This window comes from Pseudomonas sp. NBRC 111127 (assembly GCF_001320345.1).
GTDB classification, from domain to species: Bacteria; Pseudomonadota; Gammaproteobacteria; order Pseudomonadales; family Pseudomonadaceae; genus Aquipseudomonas; species Aquipseudomonas juntendi.
On record NZ_BCBD01000003.1, the window covers coordinates 84,717 to 96,263 of the forward strand.

The window sequence follows — 11,547 nt, forward strand, 5'->3', positions numbered from 1 at the left end:
TTGAAACTGCTGATTCTCGACCGTGACGGGGTGATCAACTACGACTCCGACGCCTACATCAAGACGCTGGAAGAGTGGGTCCCGATCCCAGGCTCGGTCGCAGCGATCGCGCAGTTGAGCAAGGCGGGCTGGACGGTGGCCGTGGCCACCAACCAGTCCGGTATCGCCCGTGGCTATTACCCGCTGGCAACCCTCGAGGCCATGCACGCGCGCCTGCGCGCGCTGGTGGCCGAGCAGGGCGGCGAGGTTGGCCACATCGTGTATTGCCCGCACGGCCCGGATGAAGGCTGCGATTGCCGCAAGCCCAAGCCAGGCATGCTGCGGGCGATCGCCGAGCATTACCAGGTCGGCCTTGAAGGCGTCTGGTTCGTTGGCGACAGCAAAGGCGACCTGGAGGCCGCCCTGGCCGTCGGTGCACAACCCGTGTTGGTGAAAACCGGCAAAGGTGAGCGGACCCTGGCAAAAGGTGTTCCGGAAACTACACTGATTTTCGACGATCTGGCAGCTATCGCCAGAGAACTAATTTAAACAGTGCGCCTGCGGGCGCATTTTTCTCAGGCGGGCATGCCCCGCAATGGTACAAGCCACTATGTCGATCCTGCAGGCGATCAGAATCTTTCTTTTTTACCTGCTGCTGGGCACCAGTTCGTTGCTGTGGTGCTCGCTGAGCTTTTTCGTCGCGCCGTTTCTGTCGTTCCCCAAGCGCTACAAGTTCATCAATGTGTACTGGTGCCGCTGCGCCTTGTTCCTCGTGCGGACGATTTTGGGCATCGACTACAAGATCACCGGTGCCGAGAACGTGCCGGCCGAGCCTTGTGTGATCCTGTCGAACCACCAAAGCACCTGGGAAACATTCTTCCTGTCGCAGTACTTCTCGCCGCTTAGCCAGGTGCTCAAGCGCGAACTGCTGTACGTGCCGTTCTTCGGCTGGGCCATGGCCATGCTGCGGCCGATCGCGATCAACCGCGACAACCCGAAGGAGGCACTGCGCCAGGTCGCGAGCAAGGGCGATGAGCTGCTCAAGCAGAAGACCTGGGTGCTGATCTTCCCGGAGGGCACCCGCGTGCCGTTCGGCACGGTCGGCAAGTTCTCGCGCGGGGGCACCGCGCTGGCAGTGAATGCCGGGCTGCCGGTACTGCCGATTGCCCACAACGCCGGCAAGTTCTGGCCGAAAACCGGTTGGGGCAAGCGCTCGGGCACCATCGAGGTGGTGATTGGCGAGCCGATGTACGCCAACGGCACCGGGCCACGGGCCATTGCCGAGCTCAACGACCGCGCTCAGGCGTGGAACGAAGCAACCCAGCGGGCCATGGGCTCGCTGCCGCCAGCAGCAGAAAAATCGCAGGAGCAGATGGCGTGATATCTGTGGATAACTTGTGAGCACTTTTTCGTTGAAATGCTTGAAGTAAGCGCTAAGTTATTGAATTGGCTGTTTATTTTTGCGTATGACATTTTTCTGAAAAGCGTGCATAAGTTTTTTCGGGGCATAAGAAAACCGGCTTTTACAGCCGGTTTTTTTTATGGGCTCCATTTGAAGTATGCAGAGCTTTGTGTAGGAGCGGCCTTGTGTCGCGATGGGCCGCAAAGCGGCCCCGGCAATGTGTGCATCAAGGCAGAAATCCTGGGGCCGCTGCGCGGCCCATCGCGACACAAGGCCGCTCCTACAAGGATCCGCGCCAGCTTTCAGATCTTGTCGATATCCACATCCTTGGTTTCTTTCAGGCAGAAAATCCCCACCACAAGGCTGATGCCGGTCACCAGGATCGGGTACCACAGCCCGTAGAAAATGTCCCCGGTGTACACCACCAGTGCAAACGACACGGTGGGCAGGAAGCCGCCGAACCAGCCGTTGCCAATGTGGTAGGGCAGCGACATCGAGGTGTAGCGAATGCGCGTCGGGAACAGCTCGACCATCACTGCGGCCAATGGGCCGTAGGTCATGGTCGCGATCAGGATCATCGCCACGATCAGCACCACGACCATCACCTGGTTGACCTGCGCGGGGTCAGCCTTGGCCGGGTAGCCTGCCTGCTCCACTGCCGCACGCATCGCGGCTTCGTCAAAGCCGTTGATGGTCTTGTCGCCCACATTCACCACTACCTCGCTGCCGGCTACGCTGACCGAGCTGTAAGGCAGGCCCTGTTTGACCAGGAAGGTCTTGACCTTGTCGCACGGGCTGTCGAAACGGGCCTTGCCGACCGGGTCGAACTGGAACGTGCAGCCTTGCGGATCAGCAGTGACCACGATCGGCGCCTGGCGGCTGGCGGCGTCAATTTGTGGGTTGGCATAGTGGCTCAAGGCCTTGAACAGCGGGAAGTACAGCACCGTGGCCAGCAGCAAGCCCAGCATCAGGATCGGTTTGCGCCCGATACGGTCCGACAGCCAGCCAAAAAACACGAAGAACGGCGCACCGATCACCACGCTGATGATCAGCAGGGTATTGGCCTGGGCCGGGTCTACCTTCAGCATCTGGGTCATGAAGAACAGCACGTAGAACTGCGCGGTGTAGAAGGTCACCGCTTGCCCGGCATTGATACTGAACAGTGCAGTCAGTACGACTTTGAGGTTCGGCCACGAGGTGAACGACTCCCGGATCGGCGACTTGCTGACCTTGCCCTGGGCCTTCATTTTCACGAAGGCTGGCGACTCATGCATGCTCATGCGGATCCAGGTGGAAATGCCCAGCAGCACGATCGACAGCAGGAACGGCAGGCGCCAGCCCCAGGTTTCGAACTGATCGCCACTGACATAGCGGCTGCCCAGTACCACCAGCAACGACAATAACAGGCCTAGGGTGGCGGTGGACTGAATGAAGCCGGTGTGGAAACCGCGCTTGCCCGGGGGGGCATGTTCGGCCACATAAGTGGCTGCACCACCGTACTCCCCGCCCAGCGCCAGGCCCTGCAGCATGCGCAGCATCACCAGAATGATCGGTGCGGCGATGCCGATGCTGGCATACGTAGGCAGCAAGCCCACGGCAAAAGTGGACAGCCCCATCAGCACGATGGTGACCAGGAAGGTGTATTTGCGCCCGATCATGTCACCCAGGCGGCCGAACACCAATGCACCGAACGGCCGCACAAGAAAGCCGGCAGCGAAGGCCATGAGGGCGAAGATGAAAGCGGTGGTGTCGTTCACACCCGCAAAGAACTGCTTGCTGATGACCGCTGCCAACGCGCCATAGAGAAAAAAGTCATACCACTCGAACACCGTCCCGAGGGATGACGCGAAAATGATCTTGCGTTCTTCACGACGGTTGGAACTGCCGGCCGCCACAGCCTGCTCTTGAATGTAATCCGACATCGTTGCTGTCCTCGGCCCGCAGGCCACAGTGATTATTCTTGTTGTTCCACTGTCGGCAGCCTTCGACCGCAAGCTGCCGCTACTGCACGCACCCGGGTCAGGGCGTCGGTAACGCGTCTTCGTTCAGGTAGGTCTGGGTAGCAGCTCCTTTGAGAATCAGTTGTGCCGCCTTTTCGGCGATCATCAGGGTGGGGGAACAGGTATTGCCTGAGGTGATCTGCGGCATGATCGAGGCATCGGCCACGCGCAGGCCGGGGATGCCATGCACGCGCAGCTGGTTATCCACAACGTCCATCGCACCATTGCCCATGCGGCAGGTACCCACCGGGTGGAAAATGGTAGTGCCGATCTTGCCGGCAGCCTCGATCAGGTCCTGTTCGCTTTGCAGGGCCGCGCCAGGCAGATATTCCTCGGGCTCGAATACGGCCAGGGCAGGGGCCTGAACGATGCGCCGGGTAAGGCGGATGGCATCGGCGGCCACCTGCAGGTCCTGGGGGTCGCTCAGGTAGTTGGGGTCGATCAGCGGCGTGCTGTGCATGTCGGTGCTGCGGATATCGATACGCCCACGGCTGGCCGGGCGCAGGTTGCAGACCGAGGCGGTAAAGGCCGGGAAGCGGTGCAACGGCTCGCCGAAGCGCTCCAGCGACAGCGGCTGCACGTGGTACTGCAGGTTGGCGGTGGCCTGGTCGGGGCTGGACCGCACGAACGCGCCCAACTGGCTCGGGGCCATGGCCAGTGGGCCGCTGCGGTCGTAGAGGTAGCGCAGGCCCATGCCCATCTTGCCCCACAGGCTGTTGGCCATCTGGTTCAAGGTGCGGGTATTGCGGATCTGGTAGATCAGCCGCAATTGCAGGTGGTCCTGCAGGTTGCCACCCACGCCAGGCATGTGGTGGCGCACGCCAATACCCAGGTTTTCCAGCAATTGCCGGGGGCCGATGCCGGAGCGTTGCAGGATGCCCGGGGAACCGACCGCCCCAGCACACAGCACGATCTCGCGGCGACCCGCAAACTCGTGCCAGGCGCCTTGCCAGAATGCTTTCACCGCACGTGCGCGGGTATTGTTGAGCAGCACCTGGTCAACCTGCACACCCGTAAGCACGGTGAGGTTGGCGCGGTGCTGAACCGGCCGCAGAAACGCCTTGGAGGCATTCCAGCGCACGCCACTGCGTTGGTTGACCTGGAAATAACCACACCCCTGGTTATCGCCGGTGTTGAAGTCATCCACCTTGGCGATGCCGCTTTGCTCGGCGGCGTCGCGGAAGGCATCCAGTATCGGCCAGCTGTAGCGCTGGCGTTCGACCCGCCACTCGCCACCGCCACCGTGGTGCTCGCTGGCGCCAGCAAAGTGGTTTTCACTGGCCTTGAACAGCGGCAGCACGTCCTTCCAGGCCCAGCCGGGGTTGCCCTGTTCGGCCCAGTGGTCGTAGTCGGCAGCCTGGCCACGCATATAGATCATGCCATTGATGGAAGAGCAGCCGCCCAGCACCTTGCCCCGCGGGTAGCCCAATGCGCGCCCACCCAGGCCGGGCTGGGCTTGGGTCTTGAAGCACCAGTCGGTGCGCGGGTTGCCAATGCAGTAGAGGTAACCCACGGGAATGTGAATCCAGGGATAGTTGTCCCGCCCGCCCGCTTCCAGCAGCAGCACGCGGCAACCAGGGTCGGCGGACAAGCGGTTGGCCAGCAGGCACCCGGCGGGGCCGGCGCCTACCACCACGTAATCGAAGACAGAATCGGCTGATGGCATGTGCAACCTCGGGCCTGATTATTATTCTTGTCCCGATCCATCTTAGTGCGTAATTTCGTGGGTGAAACACGCGATTTCGCGCAGCGGTTGTGCGTTTTAGCACAGCGGCAACTCTGTACAGGCCTCTTCGCGGGTTCACCCGCGAAAGGGGCCCACTAACAGCCACAAGGATCAGCATGTTCGACTGGAACGATCTGCGATTTTTCCTCGAGTTGCAGCGCAGCGGCCGCCTGCTTACCGCCGCCAAGCGCCTCAATACCACCCACAGCACCGTGGCCCGGCACATCGAGCGCATCGAGGAAAGCCTGGGCACGGCGTTGTTCGTGCAACACGCCCAAGGCTATGAGCTGACCCCTGCGGGCCAGGCCCTGCTCAAGCACGCCGAAGCCATGGAGAACGTCGCCCTGCTGGCCCAGGAAGAAATTACCCAGGCCATCACCCCGCTGGGCAAGATCCGCCTGGGGGTCACCGAAGGCATTGGCATCATGTTCTTCACCCCGCGCATGAACGCGCTGTTCGAGCGCTACCCCGGGCTGGAAGTGGAGCTGGTGGCAGTGCCGAGGTTCGTCAGCATCCTCAACCGCGAAGCCGAGATCAGTATTCACCTGGAGCGGCCCAACGCCGACCTGCTGATCACGCGCAAACTCACCGACTACCGCCTGGCCCTGTATGCCAGCCAGGGCTACCTCGACCGCGCACCACCCCTGCGCAACCGCGAAGATCTGGCCCGCCACAGCTGGATCGGCTACGTCGACGACCTGCTGTTCAGCCAGGAGCTGCTGTTTCTCAACAGCTTCTGCCGGGCGCCCAATGTGGTCTTCCGCAGCACCAGCGTGATTGCCCAGCAGGTGGCCGCACGTGCTGGGCTGGGCATTGCAGTGCTGCCCAACTACATGACCCGGCACGACCCGACCCTGGTCCGCGTACTGCCTGGCGAAACCATCCAGCGCAGTTACTGGATCTGTACCCGCCGCGAGCTGCACAAGTCGGTGCGCCTGCGGGTCGTATGGGATTACCTGCTGGCGCTGTGCGCAGAGCAACAGGGCGAGCTGTTAGCTCAGTAATGCCTTGCTGGCCAGCAGCAGGGCTGCGGCGCAACCTGCCACGGCAAACATCTGCTGCAGCCGTGGGCCGGCCAACCTGGCCGCCAGGGGGCGCGCCAGCAGCAAGCCAAGCACGGCGCCGACAGCGAACGGGCCACCCACTTGCCAATGCAGGACACCTGCAAGGCTGGCACTGATCACACTGCCGGCAGACACCAAGGCAATCACCGCCAGCGACGTGGATACGATCGTGGCCATGCGCAGGTTGGTATAGCGGTTGAGCGCCGGAATGATCACGAACCCGCCCCCCACACCGAGCAGGCCAGACAGCAAGCCGGACAGCGCACCGGTGAATGCCAGGGCGCGAGCGCAGGGCAGGGTCCAGCGCAAGCGGCCCTGCAGCGGGTTCAGCACACAAGGCTCGATAAAGCGATGCGCATCGTTGGCTTCGCCACGCAGCTCCCTGGCCGCCTTGCGCCAGATACGCAGACAGGCGTAGGTGAGCACACCGGCGAACACCAGTTGCAACGGCGTATTGGGCAAACGGTGCGCCAGCATCAACCCCAGTGGCGCTGCCGCCACCCCGATCAAGGCGATGAACAGTGCCGCCCGATAGCGCACCAGGCCGCGACGCAAACCCAGTACCGCGCCCACGGCTGCCGCCAGGCCAACCGCCAACAAGCCGACCGGTGCCGCCTCGACCATCGACAGGCCAAGGCCGAACACCAACAGGGGCACGGCAAGAATGCCTCCGCCGGCGCCCGTCAACGCCAGCACGGCGCCGATGATGGCCCCCAGGGCGGCGCCAAGCAGTTGAGTTTCGATCACTGCCCGCCCTCTGCTACCAACGGTTGTGGCCGTGCCAGCCACTCCCGCCCCTTGAGCATGCCTTGCCAGTACAGCGGCGGCAGGGCCTGGGCCTTGAGCAGCCAAGCCAGGCGGGTCGGCTTGCGACCGTCCAGCAACCAATTGGGGAAGCTGGGCGCCAGCTTGCCGCCATAGGTGAACTCGGCCAGCACGATCTTGCCGCGCTCGACCGTGAGCGGGCATGAGCCGTAACCGTCGTACTGGGCTAGTGTCTGCAACCGCCCCAGCGCTACCAGCACATTATTGGCCACTACCGGAGCCTGCTTGCGGGCCGCTGCAGCGGTCTTGGCGTTGCTGGTGTTGGCCACATCGCCCAAGGCGTGAACAGTGCTGTACTGGCGATGGCGCAGGGTGTGCGGGTCTACATCGACCCAGCCGGCACTGTCGGCCAATGGGCTTTCACGGATGAAGTCCGGCGCGACTTGCGGCGGAACCACATGCAGCATGTCGAAGGCCTCGACGCGGGTTTCGCTGCTGCCATCGGGCAGGCTACGCACGAAGGTGGCGCGTTGGTTGGGGCCGTCCACGGCGACCAGCCGATGGCTGAAATTGAGGTCCACGGCATATTTTTCGATGTACTGCATCAAGGCAGGCACGTAGTCGGCCACACCGAACAAGACTGCGCCGGCATTGAAGAAGCTGGCTTTGATCGCGCCCAGGTGACCGTGGCGTAGCCAATGGTCGCACGACAGGTACAGCGCCTTCTGTGGCGCGCCGGCGCACTTGATCGGCATGGGCGGCTGGCTGAACAGGGCACGGCCGTGCTTGAGCTTTTGCACCAGCTCCCAGGTATAGGGCGCCAGGTCGTAGCGGTAATTGGAGGTGACCCCGTTACGGCCCAAGGTCTCGCTGAGCCCATCAATGGCCGCCCAATCGAGCTTCAGGCCAGGGCAAACCACCAGTTGTTCATAGCCGATGGCCCGGCCATCTTCGAGCATGACCAACTGGCGCACCGGGTCGAACCCCTGGACGCGCGCCTTTACCCAGCGCACCCCGCGCGGAATCGTCGAAGCCATGGTGCGGGCAGTGCTCGCCGCGTTGAAAACACCAGCGCCGACCATGGTCCAGCCAGGTTGGTAGTAGTGCACCTCGGCTGGGTCGATCAAGGCCACATCCAGGGACGCGTCGCGGCTGATCAGGCTGGATGCAGTGGCGATCCCGGCGGCACCGGCACCGACGATGACCACTGTGTGGTGGTCGGGATAGGTAGTGGACGACAAGGCAGGCATGGCAATAAATCCTGGAAATCTGGTTATAGGGCAGGGCGCTTACAGCGTGTTCAGCGGGATCTTCAAATAACTGACGCCGTTGGCTTCCGGCTCCGGGAAGTGGCCACTGCGCATGTTCACCTGCACCGACGGCAGGATCAGCACGGGCATGTCGAGGGTTTTGTCGCGGGCCTCACGCATGGCGACGAAGCTGTCCTCGTCGATACCCTGGTGGATGTGGATATTGCTGGCGCGCTGCTCGGCAACGGTGGTGACGTACTGCATTTCGCGACCACCTGGCAGGTAGTCGTGGCACATGAACAGGCGGGTCTGGTCAGGGAACGCCAGCAAGCGCCGGATCGAGCGGTACAGCGTACGGGCGTCGGCGCCGGGGAAATCGCAACGGGCAGTACCGTAGTCAGGCATGAACAAGGTGTCGCCGACGAACACCGCGGTCTCACCCGCATCCTCGATCATGAAGCTCATGCATGCAGGCGTGTGCCCAGGGGTGTGCAATGCACGCGCATGCAGGTTGCCGATGCGGAAACCTTCTTCGTCTTCGAACAGCACATCGAACTGGCTGCCATCACGGGCAAAGCCAGGCTCGGCGTTGAACAGGCTGCCAAAAACCTTCTGCACCTGGGTGATGTGCGCACCAATAGCGGTATGGCCGCCAAGCTTCTCCTTCAGGTAGGCCGCTGCCGATAGGTGGTCGGCATGCACGTGTGTTTCAAGTATCCAGCGCACGCTGGCGTGCAATTCAGCCACGCGCTCGACCAGCCGATCTGCTGAGGCAGTACGGGTGCGCCCGGCCTTGGGGTCGTAATCCAGCACGCTGTCGATCAACGCGCACTGCCGGGTTTCACAGTCCATGACCAGGTAGCTGATGGTCGAGGTCGCCTCATCGTAAAAGGCGTCCACGTGAAGGTTGTTGCCGATGATCATCACGTTCTCCAGTTATCCGCCGCGTCTATTCAAGGCGTAGGCAGTGACAGGAGGTTTATCAAGATGCATGCCAGGCTCTTAATCGTGCCGGGCCCAACGAAACCGGAGCAGTGCTGACAGCACCTGGCTGAATTGGCAGCACGATTGGCAGTCGACTGTCAGCCAATGGCAGTGTTTGGCAGTCCTTGTTACCCTGCATCCATCATCCAAACGGTGCTGTCATGCCTGAAACCCATCCGTTTATCCTGGCGCTGGTTTCCTACCTCGAGCACGATGCCCTGCCGACCATCGTGCTGGACACCGACTACAACATCCTGGCAGCCAATGCTGCGTATCGCCGCCAGTTCGGCCAGCACGAACAAGCACCCCTCGGGGAAAAGTGCCACAGGGTGTCGCACCACTATGCCGTGCCATGCGACCAGGCTGGCGAACATTGCCCCATGCGCAAAGCCTGGGACAGCAAGGTCGCGGAGCGCGTGTTGCACATTCACCACACGCCACGCGGGCCCGAGCACGTGGATGTAGAGCTGCGGCCGATCCTGGACGAACAGGGTACGGTCGTAGCCTTTGTCGAACGCTTGACCACCATCACGCTGGCCTCGGCCCAGCCGCAAGAGCAAGGGCTGGTCGGCCGTGCGCCGGCCTTCAAGGCAGCCCTGGCCAGCCTGCAACGCGCGGCGCCAGCGCAGATCCCTGTCTTGCTGCAAGGTGAGTCAGGCACCGGCAAGGAGCTGTTCGCCCGTGCGCTGCACATGGGTAGCGCCAGGGCAAACGGCCCACTGGTGGTGGTGGACTGCACCGGCTTGACCGAGTCATTGTTCGAGAGCGAACTGTTCGGGTACGAAAAAGGCGCGTTCACCGGTGCCAACCAGCGCAAGATCGGCCTGGCCGAAGCCGCCCATGGCGGCACGCTGTTCCTTGATGAAATTGGTGAAGTGCCGCTGGCGATGCAGGTGAAGCTGTTGCGCCTGATCGAGTCTGGCAGCTTCCGCCCGGTAGGCAGCCTGCGCACAGTGCATTCGGATTTCCGCCTAGTATCGGCAACGCACAAACCCCTCAGGCAAATGGTTGCCGATGGCAGCTTCCGTGAAGACCTGTACTACCGCATCAGCGGCTTCCCGATTCGCCTGCCGGCACTGCGTGAGCGGGTAGAGGACCTTCCCTTGCTGGCGCAGAGCCTGCTGCAACGCATGGCGGGCACATCGGTCCCCAGCTTGAGTGACGATGCCTTGCAGCGCCTTGCCTTGCATCCGTTCCCGGGCAACATCCGCGAGCTGCGCAATGTTCTGGAACGGGCGCGGTTGTTCGCTGATGATGGGGTGATCAGGCCGGAGCACCTGCCTGAGGACATCGGCGCGCAAACGCCGGTGAGCCGTGGCGCAAAGCGCCGTGACCTCGGTGAACTGGCCCAGGCTCTGGAACAGTTCAAAGGTTCGCGCAGTGAGCTGGCGCTTCATTTGGGTATGAGCGAACGCACGCTGTACCGTCGCTTGAAAGCGCTTGGGCTACGCTAGCTTCGTGTTTTTGCCAGGCCACCTTTACCGGACCTTTACCTCTGTCCTGACATTAAACGACCTGGTTCATGGTCTGATTGGTTAACCGTACCCGGTAACTGAAAGATTCAGCCGGGCGTTAATACACAGAGGACCGCAACGATGAAAAAGACCCTGACCATGATTTGCGCGGCGCTGATGCTCAGCGCACCTCTGGCAAGCTTCGCGCAGCCTGGCCCACCTGACCGTCATGATGGCGGCCCAGGGCACCCAGGCAACCCGCCCCACGCTCAGCCGCAGGGCCGCCACGACAATGGCCGCGGGCCTGCTTATCGCGACCCGAACTTCCACCCGCAAAAAGGCATGCCGGTGCCCCACCAGCAGTGGCGCCGCGGCCATGTGGTCGACCCGCATTACCGTGGTGACCGTTACTGGGTAACCGACTGGAAGGCGCGGCACCTGTATGCACCTCCGCACGATCACCGCTGGTTGTACGTGAACGGTGACTACGTACTGGTCGCCATCGCCAGCGGAGTGATCGTCAACATTCTCAGCGGCTACTGATGTGTGGGAACACGCTGTTGAGTTAGTAATTGGGGCTGAACTACGCGCCAGGATGTGCTCGGGCGTGTTCGATCACCATGTGGTGTCTGCCTCGAACGCTTCGCAAAAAAAAAACGCAGTAGTGAAATGCCAGTCAGTTTAGTAATTTGGGGCCGCTGTGCGACCCTTCGCGGGCACGCCCGCTCCCACAGGAGATCGCGCATTTCTTGAGTTCAGCGCCAAACATGTGGGAGCGGGCGTGCCCGCGAAGGGCTGCAAAGCAGCCCCAGTAACGCTTAACTGACAGGCATTACGCAGTAGCGGTTTTTTTTGGTGACCGGTAGGTGTCAGACTTTGAACCCAGCCGGTCAACATTTGCGACACCGGGCCGCTCTGTCTTG

General features: G+C 62.1%; 10 protein-coding genes. 5 read left to right on the plus strand and 5 right to left on the minus strand.

Annotated elements, in window-relative coordinates; all coding sequences use genetic code 11:
- Together gmhB and APH30_RS01400 are read left to right on the plus strand one after the other, a co-directional pair.
- Positions 1-528, plus strand: a complete 528-nt coding sequence (gene gmhB / locus APH30_RS01395; RefSeq protein WP_009684688.1) for a D-glycero-beta-D-manno-heptose 1,7-bisphosphate 7-phosphatase — start codon at positions 1-3, stop codon at positions 526-528.
- 46 nt (positions 529-574) lie between these two features.
- Positions 575-1,360, plus strand: a complete 786-nt coding sequence (locus tag APH30_RS01400; RefSeq protein WP_054911480.1) for a 1-acyl-sn-glycerol-3-phosphate acyltransferase — start codon at positions 575-577, stop codon at positions 1,358-1,360.
- 323 nt (positions 1,361-1,683) lie between these two features.
- Here the strand turns inward: APH30_RS01400 and APH30_RS01405 are convergent, their stop codons facing one another.
- Both APH30_RS01405 and APH30_RS01410 read right to left on the minus strand, forming a co-directional pair.
- Entirely contained in the window at positions 1,684-3,303 is a 1,620-nt protein-coding gene (locus APH30_RS01405) for an MFS transporter (protein WP_054911481.1), read from the minus strand.
- Positions 3,304-3,400: 97 nt separating this feature from the next.
- Entirely contained in the window at positions 3,401-5,047 is a 1,647-nt protein-coding gene (locus APH30_RS01410; RefSeq protein ID WP_054911482.1) for a GMC family oxidoreductase, read from the minus strand.
- Positions 5,048-5,223: 176 nt separating this feature from the next.
- Here APH30_RS01410 and APH30_RS01415 point away from each other — a divergent pair, with 176 nt between their 5' ends.
- Positions 5,224-6,111 carry a LysR family transcriptional regulator gene (locus tag APH30_RS01415; protein ID WP_054911483.1) on the plus strand — a complete coding sequence of 296 codons (888 nt, stop codon included), beginning with the start codon at positions 5,224-5,226 and terminating at the stop codon, positions 6,109-6,111.
- Here APH30_RS01415 and APH30_RS01420 read toward each other — a convergent pair.
- Genes APH30_RS01420 through APH30_RS01430 form a run of 3 tightly spaced genes read right to left on the minus strand, consistent with a single transcriptional unit; the run spans position 6,100 to position 9,110 of the window.
- Complete coding sequence (locus APH30_RS01420; RefSeq protein ID WP_009684683.1) at positions 6,100-6,918, minus strand: sulfite exporter TauE/SafE family protein; 819 nt, start codon at positions 6,916-6,918, stop codon at positions 6,100-6,102. The genes APH30_RS01415 and APH30_RS01420 overlap by 12 nt on opposite strands.
- Positions 6,915-8,186: an FAD/NAD(P)-binding oxidoreductase gene (locus APH30_RS01425; RefSeq protein WP_054911484.1), complete on the minus strand. Its 1,272-nt coding sequence runs from the start codon at positions 8,184-8,186 to the stop codon at positions 6,915-6,917. Before APH30_RS01425 ends, APH30_RS01420 begins: the two co-directional genes overlap by 4 nt.
- Before the next feature lie 39 nt (positions 8,187-8,225).
- Complete coding sequence (locus tag APH30_RS01430) at positions 8,226-9,110, minus strand: MBL fold metallo-hydrolase (RefSeq protein WP_054911485.1); 885 nt, start codon at positions 9,108-9,110, stop codon at positions 8,226-8,228.
- A 221-nt stretch (positions 9,111-9,331) separates the two neighbouring features.
- On the opposite strand from APH30_RS01430, the gene APH30_RS01435 reads away from it, so the two are divergent.
- Both APH30_RS01435 and APH30_RS01440 read left to right on the plus strand, forming a co-directional pair.
- On the plus strand, positions 9,332-10,624 hold the full coding sequence (locus tag APH30_RS01435; RefSeq protein WP_029886434.1) for a sigma-54-dependent Fis family transcriptional regulator: 1,293 nt from the start codon (positions 9,332-9,334) through the stop codon (positions 10,622-10,624).
- Positions 10,625-10,765: 141 nt separating this feature from the next.
- The gene (locus tag APH30_RS01440; RefSeq protein WP_054911486.1) at positions 10,766-11,167 is read left to right on the plus strand and encodes an RcnB family protein; all 402 of its coding nucleotides are present in this window, start codon (positions 10,766-10,768) and stop codon (positions 11,165-11,167) included.
- Positions 11,168-11,547 lie beyond the last annotated feature (380 nt).

What these genes read in the sequence shown, in the direction of transcription:
- APH30_RS01400 (WP_054911480.1), top strand. Translation starts at nt 575, where the DNA reads ATGGTACAAGCCACTATGTCGATCCTGCAGGCGATCAGAATCTTTCTT.
- APH30_RS01405 (WP_054911481.1), bottom strand. Translation starts at nt 3,303, where the DNA reads ATGTCGGATTACATTCAAGAGCAGGCTGTGGCGGCCGGCAGTTCCAAC.
- APH30_RS01410 (WP_054911482.1), bottom strand. Translation starts at nt 5,047, where the DNA reads ATGCCATCAGCCGATTCTGTCTTCGATTACGTGGTGGTAGGCGCCGGC.
- APH30_RS01415 (WP_054911483.1), top strand. Translation starts at nt 5,224, where the DNA reads ATGTTCGACTGGAACGATCTGCGATTTTTCCTCGAGTTGCAGCGCAGC.
- APH30_RS01425 (WP_054911484.1), bottom strand. Translation starts at nt 8,186, where the DNA reads ATGCCTGCCTTGTCGTCCACTACCTATCCCGACCACCACACAGTGGTC.
- APH30_RS01430 (WP_054911485.1), bottom strand. Translation starts at nt 9,110, where the DNA reads ATGATCATCGGCAACAACCTTCACGTGGACGCCTTTTACGATGAGGCG.
- APH30_RS01435 (WP_029886434.1), top strand. Translation starts at nt 9,332, where the DNA reads ATGCCTGAAACCCATCCGTTTATCCTGGCGCTGGTTTCCTACCTCGAG.
- APH30_RS01440 (WP_054911486.1), top strand. Translation starts at nt 10,766, where the DNA reads ATGAAAAAGACCCTGACCATGATTTGCGCGGCGCTGATGCTCAGCGCA.